Consider the following 15,054-nt stretch of genomic DNA (forward strand, 5'->3'; position numbering starts at 1 on the left):
GTTCCTCTCCGCCCGTGCACGCATGTTAGGGGCAGATAAAAACAAGATGGCTAAGCAAGACTATTACGAGATTTTAGGCGTTTCCAAAACAGCGGAAGAGCGTGAAATCAAAAAGGCGTACAAGCGCCTGGCCATGAAATATCACCCGGACCGTAACCAGGGTGATAAAGAGGCCGAGGCCAAGTTCAAAGAGATCAAGGAAGCCTACGAAGTTCTGACCGATGCGCAAAAACGTGCGGCATACGATCAGTACGGGCACGCCGCGTTTGAACAGGGCGGTGGTGGATTTGGCGGCGGCTTCGGCGGCGGCGCTGACTTCAGCGATATCTTTGGTGACGTTTTCGGCGATATCTTTGGCGGCGGACGTGGTCGTCAGCGCGCAGCGCGTGGTGCTGATTTACGTTACAACATGGATCTCACCCTGGAAGAAGCCGTACGTGGCGTGACCAAAGAGATCCGTATTCCGACGCTGGAAGAGTGCGACGTTTGCCACGGCAGCGGTGCGAAAGCAGGTACTCAGCCGCAGACCTGTCCAACCTGTCATGGTTCCGGCCAGGTGCAGATGCGTCAGGGCTTCTTCGCCGTGCAGCAAACCTGCCCGCACTGTCAGGGGCGCGGTACGCTGATTAAAGATCCGTGCAACAAATGCCACGGTCATGGCCGCGTAGAGAAAACCAAAACCCTGTCGGTTAAAATCCCGGCGGGTGTGGACACCGGCGATCGTATTCGTCTCTCCGGCGAAGGTGAAGCGGGCGAGCATGGTGCGCCAGCGGGCGATCTGTACGTTCAGGTGCAGGTGAAGCAGCACCCGATCTTCGAGCGTGAAGGCAACAACCTGTATTGCGAAGTGCCGATTAACTTTGCAATGGCAGCGCTGGGTGGCGAGATTGAAGTCCCGACGCTGGATGGCCGTGTGAAGTTGAAAGTGCCGCACGAAACGCAAACTGGCAAGCTGTTCCGTATGCGCGGAAGAGGCGTGAAATCCGTACGCGGCGGCGCGCAGGGCGATCTGCTGTGCCGTGTTGTGGTCGAAACGCCGGTAGGTCTGAACGAGAAGCAGAAGCAGTTGCTGAAAGATCTGCAAGAAAGCTTCGGTGGCCCGACAGGCGAGAAAAACAGCCCGCGTTCGAAGAGTTTCTTCGACGGCGTGAAGAAGTTTTTCGATGATTTGACGCGTTAATCACCGCTGTTACATTGCATAAAAAGCCCGGGATTGCACAATCCCGGGCTTTTTTGTTTGTCGGCGGTGATGATTTTATTTCGTAAAAACCGAACATTTCACCATAAATAATCTAATTTTAACGATAGATCATGCGAGGTAAGATAGACGCCACGAGGTTTGATTATATTGAGAGAATAAAAAGTGAAACACCTGCATCGTTTTTTTAGCAGTGATGCCTCCGGGGGCATCATTCTCATTATCGCCGCCGTGCTGGCTATGCTGATGGCGAACAGCGGATTCACCAGCGGATGGTATCACGCCTTTCTGGAGACGCCCGTTCAGCTGCGGGTTGGGGCGCTTGAGATCAACAAAAATATGCTGCTGTGGATCAACGACGCGCTAATGGCGGTATTTTTCCTGCTGATTGGTCTGGAGGTCAAGCGCGAGCTTATGCAGGGCTCGCTTGCCAGTTTACGTCAGGCGGCGTTTCCGGTGATTGCCGCCATTGGCGGCATGATTGTTCCGGCGCTGCTCTATCTGGCTTTTAACTATTCCGACCCGATTACGCGTGAAGGCTGGGCGATCCCGGCGGCAACGGATATTGCTTTTGCGCTGGGCGTATTGGCCTTGCTGGGCAGCAGGGTGCCGCTGGCGTTGAAGATATTCCTGATGGCGCTGGCTATTATTGACGACCTGGGCGCGATTGTGATCATTGCGCTGTTCTACACCAGCGATCTTTCGATGGTCTCGCTGGGAGTTGCGGCATTTGCGATTGTGCTTCTGGCCGTGCTGAACCTGTGTGATGTCAGACGAACAGGGGTTTATATCCTGGTCGGCGTGGTGCTGTGGACTGCCGTATTGAAATCTGGCGTCCATGCCACTCTTGCCGGGGTGATCGTCGGTTTCTTTATCCCATTGAAGGAGAAGCATGGTCGTTCTCCGGCGAAGCGTCTGGAACATGTGCTGCACCCGTGGGTGGCGTATCTGATTCTGCCGCTGTTCGCCTTCGCCAATGCGGGCGTCTCGCTACAGGGGGTGACGCTTGACGGGCTGACCTCAATACTCCCGCTGGGAATCATTGCCGGGTTGCTGATCGGTAAACCGCTGGGGATTAGCCTGTTTTGCTGGCTGGCGCTGCGTCTCAAACTGGCGAAGCTGCCGGAAGGAACACGTTTTCAGCAAATAATGGCGGTCGGTATTCTGTGCGGGATCGGTTTTACGATGTCGATTTTCATCGCCAGTCTGGCGTTTGGTAGTGTAGATCCGGCACTGATTAACTGGGCGAAGCTGGGGATTTTGATTGGTTCTCTGCTTTCGGCAGTGATCGGCTACAGCTGGTTACGTACACGTTTAAGCCCGGTGGTCTGAGTGGGGACAGAGGGTTGGGGGGGGCTGATGTGGCCCCCTTGCGACACAGATCAGGGAGAGGAGTGAGCATGTCTCATATTAACTACAACCACCTTTATTACTTTTGGCATGTGTATAAAGAAGGTTCCGTTGTCGGGGCGGCAGAAGCGCTTTACCTGACGCCGCAAACCATCACCGGTCAGATCAAAGCCCTTGAGGAGCGCTTGCAGGGAAAATTATTCAAGCGTAAAGGGCGTGGGCTGGAGCCCAGTGAATTAGGGGAACTGGTGTTTCGCTATGCGGACAAAATGTTTACCTTAAGCCAGGAAATGCTGGATATCGTTAACTACCGCAAAGAGTCTAACCTGCTGTTTGATGTCGGCGTGGCGGATGCGTTGTCAAAACGTCTGGTCAGCAATGTGCTGGACGCGGCCGTGGTTGACGACGAACAAATTCATTTGCGCTGTTTTGAATCCACCCATGAGATGCTGCTTGAGCAGCTTAGCCAGCATAAGCTGGATATGATTATCTCGGATTGCCCAATCGACTCTACCCAGCAGGAAGGGCTGTTTTCGGTGAAGATAGGTGAATGCAGCGTGAGCTTCTGGTGTACGAAACCACTGCCTGCAAAACCCTTCCCGGCGTGTCTGGAAGAGCGTCGGCTGCTGATCCCTGGCCGTCGCTCTATGCTCGGTCGCAAATTATTAAACTGGTTTAATTCGCAGGGCTTAAATGTCGAAATCCTCGGCGAGTTTGATGATGCGGCGCTGATGAAAGCGTTTGGCGCTACCCACAATGCGATTTTCGTCGCGCCGACGCTCTATGCGCATGACTTTTACGCCGATGAGTCGATCGTTGAGATTGGCCGTGTGGAAAACGTCATGGAAGAGTATCACGCCATTTTTGCCGAGAGGATGATTCAGCACCCGGCCGTACAGCGTATTTGTCACGCGGATTATTCGGCGCTATTTAGCCACAAAGGGTAAGCGCTACAGGCCGGATAAGGCGTTTGCCCGCCATCCGGCAGACATAAAAAAACCCGCTTGCGCGGGCTTTTTTACAAAGCTGATAACAAGCGGGCGATTAAGCCAGTTTGTTGATCTGTGCAGTCAGGTTTGCTTTATGACGTGCAGCTTTGTTTTTGTGGATCAGACCTTTAGCAGCCTGACGGTCCACGATCGGTTGCATTTCGTTAAATGCTTTCAGTGCAGCAGCTTTGTCGCCAGCTTCGATAGCTGCGTATACTTTCTTGATGAAAGTACGCATCATAGAGCGACGGCTTGCGTTGTGCTTACGAGCCTTTTCAGACTGAACGGCGCGCTTCTTAGCTGATTTGATATTAGCCAAGGTCCAACTCCCAAATGTGTTCTATATGGACAATTCAAAGGCCGAGGAATATGCCCTTTTAGCCTTCTTTTGTCAATGGATTTGTGCAAATAAGCGCCGTTAATATGGCGGCACTCGTTACGTAGTGATGGCGCAGGATTCTACCAGCTTGCGGGTCGTGAATACAGCTTTTCCACGATAAAAATTACATTGAATGGGCAGTTTCTTGTTCTGATTTGCCCCATAACAATGAAAACAATCTTCTTTATGTTTCACAGGGGCAATCGTCGGTTAACCTTGACCGCTGTACAAGGTATACTCTGACGATTTTCACTGTTTTGAGCCAGACATGAAGCTGATACGCGGCATACATAATCTCAGTCAGGCCCCGCATGGGTGTGTGCTGACTATTGGTAATTTCGACGGTGTGCATCGTGGCCATCGTGCATTGCTGCAGGGCTTGCGGGAAGAAGGGCGCAAGCGGGGTTTACCAGTGATGGTAATGATTTTCGAACCGCAGCCGCTGGAACTCTTCGCTACGGAAAAGGCCCCTGCGCGCCTGACCCGCCTGCGGGAAAAACTGCGTTACCTGGCGGAATGCGGCGTGGACTACGTGCTGTGCGTACGCTTCGATCGCCGCTTTGCCGCCCTGACCGCACAAAACTTTATCAGCGATCTGCTGGTGAAGCGTCTCGGCGTGCGGTTCCTCGCTGTCGGTGATGATTTCCGTTTTGGCGCTGGTCGCGAAGGCGATTTCTTGTTATTACAGAAAGCCGGAGCGGAGTACGGTTTTGACATCACCAACACGCAGACCTTTTGCGAAGGTGGCGTACGCATCAGCAGTACGGCCGTGCGTCAGGCGCTGGCGGAGGACAACCTGCCGCTGGCTGAAAGTTTGCTGGGGCATCCGTTTACCATCTCCGGGCGTGTCGTCCACGGCGATGAGTTAGGGCGCACCATTGGTTTCCCGACGGCGAATTTACCGCTGCGTCGTCAGGTCTCCCCGGTAAAAGGGGTTTATGCGGTGGAAGTGATGGGGCTGGGTGATAAACCCATGCCTGGCGTTGCCAATATCGGCACGCGTCCGACAGTGGCAGGCGTACGCCAACAGTTAGAAGTGCATCTGCTGGACGTTGTAATGGACCTCTATGGTCGCCATATAGATGTAATACTGCGTAAAAAAATACGCAACGAACAGCGATTCGCGTCGCTGGATGAACTAAAAGCGCAGATTGCGCGTGATGAGTTAACTGCCCGCGATTTTTTTGGGCTATCAAAACCGGCTTAATGCCTATACGAGTTTTAAATACGGAACCGAGAATCTGATGAGTGACTATAAATCAACCCTGAATTTGCCGGAAACAGGGTTCCCGATGCGCGGCGATCTCGCCAAGCGTGAACCGGGAATGCTGGCGCGTTGGACCGATGATGACCTGTACGGCATCATTCGTGCGGCCAAAAAAGGCAAAAAAACCTTCATTCTGCATGATGGCCCTCCTTATGCGAATGGCAGCATTCATATTGGTCACTCGGTTAACAAGATTCTGAAAGACATTATCGTGAAGTCCAAAGGACTCGCGGGATTTGACTCGCCTTACGTTCCGGGCTGGGACTGCCACGGTCTGCCGATCGAGCTGAAAGTCGAGCAGGAATACGGTAAGCCGGGCGAAAAATTCACGGCTGCGGAATTCCGTGCGAAGTGTCGCGAATACGCCGCCACCCAGGTTGACGGCCAGCGTAAAGACTTCATCCGTCTGGGCGTGCTGGGCGACTGGTCGCATCCGTATTTGACGATGGACTTCAAAACTGAAGCCAACATCATTCGCGCGCTGGGTAAAATCATCGGCAACGGCCATCTGCATAAAGGCGCGAAGCCGGTGCACTGGTGCGTGGACTGCCGTTCCGCGCTGGCGGAAGCGGAAGTTGAATATTATGACAAAACATCTCCGTCTATCGACGTGGCGTTCCACGCCGCTGACCAGGATGCGGTGAAAGCGACGTTTGGCGTTTCCAGCGTCAATGGCCCGATCTCGCTGGTTATCTGGACCACCACCCCGTGGACGTTACCTGCGAACCGCGCGATCTCTCTGGCGCCGGATTTTGATTATGCGCTGGTACAAATTGATGGCCAGGCGCTGATTCTGGCGAAAGACCTGGTGGAAAGCGTGATGCAGCGCCTTGGCGCGGCTGACTATACCGTCCTCGGCACCGTAAAAGGCGCGGAGCTGGAGCTGTTGCGCTTTACCCATCCGTTTATGGACTTCGACGTTCCGGCGATCCTCGGCGATCACGTCACGCTGGATGCCGGTACGGGGGCGGTGCATACCGCGCCTGGTCATGGCCCGGACGACTATGTCATCGGTCAAAAATACGGTCTGGAAACCGCTAACCCGGTCGGACCGGACGGCGCTTACCTGCCAGGCACGTATCCGACGCTCGATGGTGTGAACGTTTTCAAAGCGAACGATATCGTCGTTGCGCTGCTGCGTGAAAAAGGCGCGCTGCTGCACGTTGAGAAGCTGCAACACAGCTATCCGTGCTGCTGGCGTCACAAAACGCCGATCATCTTCCGTGCGACGCCGCAGTGGTTCGTCAGCATGGATCAGAAAGGCCTGCGCGAGCAGTCGCTGAAAGAGATCAAAGGCGTACAGTGGATCCCGGACTGGGGTCAGGCACGTATTGAATCAATGGTTGCGAACCGTCCTGACTGGTGTATTTCCCGTCAGCGTACCTGGGGCGTGCCGATGTCTCTGTTCGTACATAAAGACACCGAAGAGCTGCACCCGCGCGCCATCGAACTGATGGAAGAAGTGGCGAAGCGCGTTGAAGTGGACGGCATTCAGGCATGGTGGGACCTCGATCCGAAAGAGATCCTCGGCGACGACGCTGACCAGTACGTAAAAGTGCCGGATACGCTGGACGTCTGGTTTGACTCCGGTTCGACGCACGCTTCTGTGGTCGATGTGCGTCCTGAGTTTGCCGGTCATGCGGCGGATATGTATCTGGAAGGTTCCGACCAGCATCGCGGCTGGTTCATGTCCTCCCTGATGATCTCCACTGCGATGAAGGGCAAAGCGCCGTACCGTCAGGTACTGACCCACGGCTTCACCGTGGATGGTCAGGGCCGCAAAATGTCCAAATCCATCGGTAACACCGTTTCTCCGCAGGATGTGATGAACAAACTGGGCGCGGATATTCTGCGTCTGTGGGTGGCGTCTACCGACTACACCGGCGAAATGGCCGTTTCCGACGAGATCCTGAAACGCGCTGCCGACAGCTATCGTCGTATCCGTAACACCGCGCGCTTCCTGCTGGCGAACCTGAACGGGTTTGATCCGGTAAAAGATATGGTGAAACCGGAAGAGATGGTGGTGCTGGATCGCTGGGCGGTGGGCTGCGCGAAAGCGGCGCAGGACGATATCCTGAAAGCCTACGAAGCCTATGATTTCCACGAAGTGGTACAGCGTCTGATGCGCTTCTGCTCCGTTGAGATGGGCTCGTTCTACCTCGACATCATCAAAGACCGCCAGTACACCGCGAAAGCCGACAGCGTGGCGCGTCGTAGTTGCCAGAGTGCGCTGTACCATATCGCAGAAGCGCTGGTGCGCTGGATGGCGCCGATCATGTCCTTCACCGCAGATGAAATCTGGGGTTATCTGCCAGGCGATCGTGAGAAGTACGTCTTTACCGGTGAGTGGTATGAAGGTCTGTTTGGCTTAGGCGAAACCGAAGCGATGAATGACGCTTACTGGGACGAGCTGCTGAAAGTGCGTGGCGAAGTGAACAAGGTTATCGAGCAGGCGCGTGCGGACAAGAAAGTCGGTGGTTCTCTCGAAGCGGCTGTCACCCTGTACGCTGAACCGGAACTGGCGGCGAAGCTGACTGCACTGGGCGATGAATTACGATTTGTCCTGTTGACCTCTGGCGCGAAAGTCGCTGACTATGCGGAGGCTTCTGCTGATGCGCAGCAGAGCGAACTGCTCAAAGGGCTGAAAGTCGCGTTGAGTAAAGCCGAAGGTGAGAAGTGCCCACGCTGCTGGCACTACACCACGGATGTCGGCAAGGTAGCGGAACACGCAGAGATCTGCGGCCGCTGTGTCAGCAACATCGCCGGTGATGGCGAAAAACGTAAGTTTGCCTGATGAGTAAGCCTCTTTGTTCAACAGGACTGCGCTGGCTGTGGCTGGTGGTGGTCGTGCTGATTATCGATTTAGGCAGCAAGTACCTGATCCTCCAGAACTTTGCTCTGGGGGATACGGTGTCGCTGTTCCCGTCGCTTAATCTGCACTACGCGCGTAACTATGGTGCGGCGTTTAGCTTCTTAGCCGACAGCGGCGGCTGGCAGCGCTGGTTCTTTGCCGGTATCGCCATCGGTATTTGCGTTATCCTGATGGTGATGATGTATCGCTCGAAGGCGACGCAAAAGCTGAACAACATCGCTTATGCGTTAATCATTGGCGGTGCGCTGGGCAATTTGTTCGACCGTCTGTGGCACGGCTTCGTTGTCGATATGATCGACTTCTATGTCGGCGACTGGCATTTCGCCACCTTTAACCTGGCCGATAGCGCGATTTGTATCGGTGCGGCGTTGATTGTGCTGGAGGGTTTCCTGCCGAAAAAGCAGGCGTAATAAAATGCCGGATGGCGGCGTAAGCGCCTTATCCGGCCTACAAAATAGCGCGATTCTTGTAGGCCCGGTAAACGTAGCGCCACCGGGCAAACAGGTGACCCAAAACAAGTGAGCAAACCTGCATGTCTAAATCAGTACAGAGTAACAGTGCGGTGCTGGTGCACTTCACCTTAAAGCTTGACGATGGCTCTACCGCTGAGTCAACGCGTAACAATGGTAAGCCAGCGCTATTCCGCCTGGGTGACGGCTCCCTGTCCGAAGGGCTGGAGCAGCATCTTCTGGGACTGAAAGACGGCGACAAAACCACGTTTTCTCTGGAGCCGGATGCCGCGTTTGGCGTACCGAGCCCGGACCTGGTTCAATACTTCTCTCGCCGCGAGTTTATGGACGCGGGCGAGCCTGAAGTGGGGGCAATTATGCTCTTTACCGCAATGGACGGCAGTGAGATGCCTGGCGTGATCCGCGAAATTAACGGTGACTCGATTACCGTCGATTTCAACCATCCGCTGGCCGGGCATACCGTTCATTTTGATATTGAAGTGCTGGAAATCGATCCGGCACTGGAGGCGTAAAATGCAGATCCTGTTGGCCAACCCGCGCGGCTTTTGCGCAGGTGTAGACCGCGCTATCAGCATTGTAGAAAACGCGCTGGCTATTTACGGCGCGCCAATTTATGTCCGTCACGAAGTGGTGCACAACCGCTACGTGGTGGATAGCCTGCGTGAGCGCGGGGCGATTTTCATCGAGCAGATCAGTGAAGTGCCGGACGGCGCGATCCTGATTTTCTCCGCACACGGGGTTTCCCAGGCGGTACGTAACGAGGCGAAAAGCCGCGATCTCACCGTTTTTGACGCCACCTGTCCGCTGGTAACAAAAGTGCATATGGAAGTGGCGCGCGCCAGCCGTCGCGGCGAAGAGTCAATCCTGATCGGTCATGCCGGGCACCCGGAAGTGGAAGGGACGATGGGGCAGTACAGCAACCCGGAAGGGGGCATGTATCTGGTCGAGTCGCCGGACGACGTTTTGTCGCTTGATGTCAAAAACGAAGGCAAACTCTCATTTATGACCCAGACGACGCTCTCCGTCGATGACACGTCTGATGTGATTGACGCGCTGCGTCAACGCTTCCCGAAAATTGTCGGGCCGCGTAAAGATGACATTTGCTACGCCACGACGAACCGCCAGGAAGCGGTGCGCGCGCTGGCGGAACAGGCCGATGTTGTGCTGGTGGTCGGTTCGAAAAACTCCTCCAACTCCAACCGTCTGGCTGAACTGGCGCAGCGTATGGGGAAAGCGGCGTTTCTGATCGACGATGCCACCGACATCCAGGAAGCCTGGGTGAAAGAGGCGAAGTGCGTTGGCGTGACCGCTGGCGCTTCCGCACCGGATATTCTGGTGCAGAACGTGATCGCTCGCCTGCAAGAGCTTGGCGGCGGCGAAGCCATTCCGCTGGAAGGCCGCGAAGAGAACATCGTTTTCGAAGTGCCGAAAGAACTGCGTGTGGATGTTCGTGAAGTAGAGTAATTACGCTTTGACGCCGGTCTGCTATCCGACCGGCATCTTTTATGCCATTACGTTTCGCTCAGGCGATACATCCTGCGCGGATGTCCTGGCTTGCCATACAGCATCTCGACGCGAAGAAACCCCGTCTCGACACCGTGTTCAACATAGCGGCGTGCCGTGGTTTTACTTAACCCCGTTCCGGCAACCACATCGTCAACGGAGAAGCTGCGTGTGCTGTTTTCTGTAAAAAGCTTCTGCACCAGCGCCAGCGTGATTTCTTCAATCCCCTTACTGCCATTCTCCTGACGGTAATTTTTCGCCTGTAACAGGTAGAGTGAATCGACGTTTTGCTGATCGACAATTTTCCATACCCGCTGCTGTTCGGCAAACTGGACAAAACGTTCCAGCGACTGGCTGAGCCGTTTCCACGAGATTGGCTTCAGGATGTAGTCAAACGCGCCGTTGCGAATCGCCAGGCTACAGGTATCCATATCACTGGCGGCAGTAATAAAGATCACTGAGCAATTCGTGTTCATGACTAACGGATCGCTGATGAGCGTAATACCCTTACCATCCGGTAGATAGTTGTCCAGCAGCAGTAGCTGAGGCCGCAGCTGGTTGAGTTTTTGCCGGGCATCGGCAAGCGTGGAGGCAATGCCTGCCAGTCGGAGTCTCGGATGTTTGTCGATCAGTTCAGCGTGCAGCTGCGCCAGTTCGTTCTCGTCCTCAACGATCAGGACATCGATAAGTTCAGGTTGCATAATCGGTACCTTCCAGTTCCTGTACGGGACTGCGGGAAATTCCCGTAGCGGGAATAAACAACGTAAATATGGCGCCGCGCGGCGAATTATCAGCGACTTCTATCACCCCTCCCGCCTGAGTGACATAACTTTCAATCAGATACAATCCAATGCCATGATCGCCCCGGGTTTTCGTGGTGACGCCACGTTCGAAAATATGCTCGCGAATCTCCGGTTTAATACCGACTCCCTGATCGGCCACTTCGATAATCAACTCATGCTCGTTGAGTCTGATCAGCACGTCCACTGGCGCATGCGGTAATGTCGATCGCTGCGTTGCTTCGATCGCGTTATCGAGTAAATTGCCCAGGATCGAAATCAGTTCTGATTCTGCAAGTGGCGGAAAAGGCCCATCCATCCGGCAGCTGGGATCGAAATTCAGTTCCACCCCTTTTTCACCCGCTCTTGCCGCTTTACCTAACAGCAGGCCGCACAACGTCGGTGAACTGAAGCGCGATGAGATAAAGTCCAGCAGCTCCTGGGCATGTTCTGACTGGGCCTGAATATAATCAATGGCTTCATTGTAACGACCCATATGCAGTAAACCAGAAAGGGTCGTCATGCAATTGAGCTGCTCGTGGCGCATGATGCGCAAATTATCTACGTAACGTTTTACCTGGCTTAGCTGAGCGCTCAAACTGTCTATTTCATTGCGATCGCGGAAGGTTATCACCCATCCCTGAAGCGAGTTCTCCAGCATGATGCGCACCCGGCTGGCGATAACCGTCAATTCATTGAAACGGCAGATTTCATCATGAGTGTCATTCTTCAGCATTACCTCTTTAAGGAAGAAGGGGGATGGCGTAATCACTTCGGTAATGTGTTGACCGCGTATCGCCTGCGCAGGCTGGCCTAAACCCAGCAGCTCGCGGGCAGCCTGATTGATCACCTCAATGTGCAAATTATTATCAATGGCGATTACCCCTTCATAAATCGATTCCATCATCGCTTTTTGCTGACGAACCAGCAGGCCTATCTCTCGCGGCTCCAGTGAAAAAATCTGTTTTTTAATACTGCGGGTGAAGAACCAGGAAAAGACAAAAAGGGATATCAGCAGCAGGATGGCGGCAACCAGGATACTGACGGCTTTATTCACCGTAATGGTGTTGAGGTAACTGGTGAGGTATCCAACGGAGACGATACCAATAACCTCGCCCTGATCGTCAACAATGGGCGCTTTACTGCGCAGGGAGATGCCCAGGCCGCCACGGCGAATTGTCGTGGTGCTCTTTCCGTGAAGCACTTCAGTGTTATCGTCACCAACCAGCTTTTTTCCTACTCTGTCGGCATAAACAGAATGAAACAGATGGATACCTTCTTTATCTCCGATAACAATAAAACTGGCGTCGCTATGCGCGGCTATTTTTTGCATAAATTGATGAATCGCCGTGGTATCTCTTTCCACGACTTCTTTTCGCAAATTCGGAATAAGCGCAATTTCTTCCGCCTGTATTTTCGCCCTGGCTCCCATCTCCTGATAAAGCTGCTTTTCTACGTGCATATAATAGTATCCACCCAGTAAGGCAAATAATATGGAGAAAAAAGCAATCAGCGATATAAACAGTTTGATCTGAAATGAAACTTTCATAATGTTCAGGCATCGTCATCAGGGATACGTCACTGTATCATCTTTTGGCCTGAATGAAGCGATTTTGCCAGAAACCTGTGATCTTTTGCACAGCAGAATATATTGCGGTAGGCAGCGCGCAGGCGCAACGATGTTACCAAACGTTGCTTTAAATACGCGCTGAAAAGAAACCATAAAAACCACGGCGTTAAATAAGAGATAAATCACATAAAATAATAGAAACCATTAAAACTATAGAGACCATTAAAACTTCTTTTTGAATTCGTCAGCACTCACACAAAGTAAATATTGAAGCCCATAAACTAACCCTGAAAAATAACCGAGGGCTTAATAATGAGCACGACTGATGATTCTTTCTCTGTTACTCATGAACCGTTAAACATTCAGCGCTTGTCACTTAAAGAGCGCTGGTGGCACATTATGGATACATGGAAAATCGGTATTATTCCATTACCGATGTTTTTGTTGGCCGGCGCATTAATCGCGATTGATTGCCTGGGCGGGAAGCTGCCGAGCGATATTGTCGTGATGGTCGCCACGCTGGCTTTTTTTGGCTTTGCCTGCGGAGAGTTTGGGAAGCGTTTGCCCATCGTCGGCAAACTGGGGGCTGCCGCAATTTGCGCGACCTTTATTCCTTCCGCGTTAGTTTACTATGGCCTGCTGCCGGATGTGGTGGTGGAGTCGACGACCAAATTCTATAAATCTACCAACATCCTGTATCTCTATATCTGCTGCATTATCGTCGGCAGTATTATGAGTATGAATCGCACCGTGCTGATTCAGGGTTTCCTGCGTATTTTCTTCCCAATGTTATGCGGTGAAATCGTCGGCATGGTTGTTGGTATGGGCGTCGGCCTGGCGCTTGGCCTCGAACCCTTTCAGATTTTCTTCTTTATTATTTTACCCATCATGGCCGGCGGCGTTGGCGAAGGCGCCATTCCGCTTTCAATCGGCTATGCGACCCTGTTACACATGGATCAAGGGGTGGCGCTCGGTCGTATCTTACCGATGGTGATGCTGGGCAGTCTGACCGCCATTATCATCTCCGGCTGCCTGAACCAACTGGGCAAGCGCTTCCCGCATCTGACCGGCGAAGGTCAATTGATGCCAAACCGTGCGAATGCCGATGAACAATCGCCGTCACTGGCGGAAGGCGTCTCTGGCAAAACGGATGTGACCACGATTGCCGCAGGCGCGCTGCTGGCGATACTGCTCTATATGCTGGGTATGTTAGGGCACAAGCTGATTGGCTTGCCCGCACCGGTTGGCATGTTGTTTGTGGCAGTGCTGGTCAAGTTAGTTAACGGCGTATCGCCCCGCGTTCTTGAAGGCTCGCAGGTGGTGTACAAATTCTTCCAGACTTCAGTGACTTATCCCATTCTGTTCGCGGTTGGCGTCGCCATTACGCCGTGGGAGGAGCTGGTGAACGCCTTCACCCTGACCAATCTTCTGGTCATTATCAGTACCGTTGCTGCGCTGGTCGCGACAGGATTCTTCGTTGGTAAAAAAATCGGTATGCATCCTATTGATGTCGCCATTGTCTCCTGCTGCCAGAGTGGGCAAGGCGGTACGGGCGACGTAGCGATTTTAACCGCAGGCAACCGCATGAGCCTGATGCCATTCGCACAAATTGCGACGCGTATCGGTGGGGCGATAAATGTTTCCATTTCGCTGCTGGTGCTGGGTAACTTTCTTATTTAATTGAAGTATGCAGGATTGATAATTATGAAACTCGCAAGCTTTCTTTATCAGGGCACTCGCAGCTATGGCATCGTCACTGCCGGAGGCGTTATTGATTTGGGGAACCGCATCGGCGACCAGTATCGGGACCTGAAGGCGCTATTGCAGGGGGATGGTCTGGAGCAGGCGCGGCGCTTTGCGCAGGCGCCGGTCGATCTAAAAATGGATGCAATCACTTTTTTACCGGTGATAGAGCGACCGGAAAAAATACTCTGTGTCGGCATGAACTACGCCGAAAAGCGCCAGGAGTTCGATCAGCATGACCCCGCGCCGACGCTGTTTGTTCGTTTTGCGGATTCGCAAACCGGGCACAACATGCCGGTACTCAAGCCACGCCATTCGCATGAGTTTGATTACGAGGGGGAGCTGGCGGTGATCATCGGTAACGGTGGCGAGAATATCTCCCGCGACCATGCGCTTGACCATGTCGCCGGATACAGCTGCTATATGGATGGCTCCGCACGCGACTGGCAGCACAGCTGGTTTACTGCGGGGAAAAACTGGCGGCAGACCGGCGCTTTTGGCCCGTGGATGGTCACTGCCGATGAAATTCCCGACCCGCATCAGCTGGCGATCCGCACCTGGCTCAACGGCCGCATGGTACAGGAAGATAACACCAGCAGTATGATCCATAAAGTTGCTGAATTAATTGAGTATATAAGCACTTTCACCCGTCTTAATTCCGGGGACGTCATCATTACGGGCTCGCCGGGCGGCGTAGGGAAAAAGAGGAATCCGCCGTTATTCATGCAGGAAGGCGATCGTATTGAAGTGGAGATTGAGCACATTGGCCATCTGAGTAATGTCATCATGGAAGCCCCGCTACAGGCCTTTGCGGCGGCGCATTAATACGATGAGCCAACACGTTTTGGCGTATGGGATTAATGACAAATTTTGTTTCGTCTCCTTTTGTCGGTCGGTCGCTTGCCAACCGGCAAAAGGTTTGCCAATAATCGGA

The 15,054-nt window shown here is 53.4% G+C and carries 14 protein-coding genes; 11 read left to right on the forward strand and 3 right to left on the reverse strand.

Annotation, left to right across the window (positions count from 1 at the left end):
- Positions 1 to 46: 46 nt before the first annotated feature.
- The 3 genes from dnaJ to nhaR all read left to right on the forward strand — a co-directional run bounded on the left by dnaJ (position 47) and on the right by nhaR (position 3,495).
- Complete coding sequence (gene dnaJ / locus OGX93_RS13295; RefSeq protein WP_047463780.1) at positions 47 to 1,180, forward strand: molecular chaperone DnaJ; 1,134 nt, start codon at positions 47 to 49, stop codon at positions 1,178 to 1,180.
- 183 nt (positions 1,181 to 1,363) lie between these two features.
- The gene (nhaA, locus tag OGX93_RS13300; protein WP_012134155.1) at positions 1,364 to 2,530 is read left to right on the forward strand and encodes a Na+/H+ antiporter NhaA; all 1,167 of its coding nucleotides are present in this window, start codon (positions 1,364 to 1,366) and stop codon (positions 2,528 to 2,530) included.
- Between the two features lie 68 nt (positions 2,531 to 2,598).
- Positions 2,599 to 3,495 carry a transcriptional activator NhaR gene (gene nhaR / locus OGX93_RS13305; protein ID WP_012134154.1) on the forward strand — a complete coding sequence of 299 codons (897 nt, stop codon included), beginning with the start codon at positions 2,599 to 2,601 and terminating at the stop codon, positions 3,493 to 3,495.
- A gap of 97 nt (positions 3,496 to 3,592) precedes the next feature.
- Here nhaR and rpsT read toward each other — a convergent pair whose 3' ends face one another.
- A complete protein-coding gene (gene rpsT, locus OGX93_RS13310) occupies positions 3,593 to 3,856 on the reverse strand; it encodes a 30S ribosomal protein S20 (protein WP_001518655.1) in 264 nt (87 codons plus the stop codon).
- Positions 3,857 to 3,958: 102 nt separating this feature from the next.
- Here rpsT and OGX93_RS13315 point away from each other — a divergent pair, with 102 nt between their 5' ends.
- From OGX93_RS13315 to ispH, 6 genes are all read left to right on the forward strand, one after another.
- Positions 3,959 to 4,159: a DUF2575 family protein gene (locus OGX93_RS13315; protein WP_049008862.1), complete on the forward strand. Its 201-nt coding sequence runs from the start codon at positions 3,959 to 3,961 to the stop codon at positions 4,157 to 4,159.
- Between the two features lie 25 nt (positions 4,160 to 4,184).
- Positions 4,185 to 5,123, forward strand: a complete 939-nt coding sequence (gene ribF, locus OGX93_RS13320) for a bifunctional riboflavin kinase/FAD synthetase (protein ID WP_012134153.1) — start codon at positions 4,185 to 4,187, stop codon at positions 5,121 to 5,123.
- A 37-nt stretch (positions 5,124 to 5,160) separates the two neighbouring features.
- Positions 5,161 to 7,977 (forward strand): isoleucine--tRNA ligase, encoded by a 2,817-nt coding sequence (gene ileS / locus OGX93_RS13325; protein ID WP_115609635.1) that lies wholly within the window; start codon positions 5,161 to 5,163, stop codon positions 7,975 to 7,977.
- The gene (lspA, locus tag OGX93_RS13330; RefSeq protein ID WP_047459022.1) at positions 7,977 to 8,465 is read left to right on the forward strand and encodes a signal peptidase II; all 489 of its coding nucleotides are present in this window, start codon (positions 7,977 to 7,979) and stop codon (positions 8,463 to 8,465) included. Before ileS ends, lspA begins: the two co-directional genes overlap by 1 nt.
- A 122-nt stretch (positions 8,466 to 8,587) precedes the next feature.
- Positions 8,588 to 9,037, forward strand: coding sequence for an FKBP-type peptidyl-prolyl cis-trans isomerase (fkpB, locus tag OGX93_RS13335; RefSeq protein WP_012134150.1), 450 nt, complete (start codon positions 8,588 to 8,590; stop codon positions 9,035 to 9,037).
- Between the two features lies 1 nt (position 9,038).
- Positions 9,039 to 9,989, forward strand: a complete 951-nt coding sequence (gene ispH, locus OGX93_RS13340) for a 4-hydroxy-3-methylbut-2-enyl diphosphate reductase (RefSeq protein WP_012134149.1) — start codon at positions 9,039 to 9,041, stop codon at positions 9,987 to 9,989.
- Between the two features lie 47 nt (positions 9,990 to 10,036).
- Here the strand turns inward: ispH and OGX93_RS13345 are convergent, their stop codons facing one another.
- Together OGX93_RS13345 and OGX93_RS13350 are read right to left on the reverse strand one after the other, a co-directional pair.
- Positions 10,037 to 10,729, reverse strand: a complete 693-nt coding sequence (locus tag OGX93_RS13345; RefSeq protein WP_049010161.1) for a response regulator — start codon at positions 10,727 to 10,729, stop codon at positions 10,037 to 10,039.
- On the reverse strand, positions 10,719 to 12,356 hold the full coding sequence (locus tag OGX93_RS13350) for an ATP-binding protein (protein ID WP_058668548.1): 1,638 nt from the start codon (positions 12,354 to 12,356) through the stop codon (positions 10,719 to 10,721). The genes OGX93_RS13345 and OGX93_RS13350 overlap by 11 nt, the downstream gene beginning before the upstream one ends.
- 333 nt (positions 12,357 to 12,689) lie before the next feature.
- Between OGX93_RS13350 and OGX93_RS13355 the strand changes: the two genes are divergently transcribed.
- Together OGX93_RS13355 and OGX93_RS13360 are read left to right on the forward strand one after the other, a co-directional pair.
- On the forward strand, positions 12,690 to 14,057 hold the full coding sequence (locus tag OGX93_RS13355) for a 2-hydroxycarboxylate transporter family protein (RefSeq protein ID WP_012134145.1): 1,368 nt from the start codon (positions 12,690 to 12,692) through the stop codon (positions 14,055 to 14,057).
- A 24-nt stretch (positions 14,058 to 14,081) separates the two neighbouring features.
- On the forward strand, positions 14,082 to 14,945 hold the full coding sequence (locus OGX93_RS13360; protein WP_024130722.1) for a fumarylacetoacetate hydrolase family protein: 864 nt from the start codon (positions 14,082 to 14,084) through the stop codon (positions 14,943 to 14,945).
- The last annotated feature ends 109 nt before the right edge of the window (positions 14,946 to 15,054 follow it).

It is taken from the genome of Citrobacter sp. CK195 (assembly GCF_030333365.1).
GTDB classification, from domain to species: Bacteria; Pseudomonadota; Gammaproteobacteria; order Enterobacterales; family Enterobacteriaceae; genus Citrobacter_B; species Citrobacter_B koseri.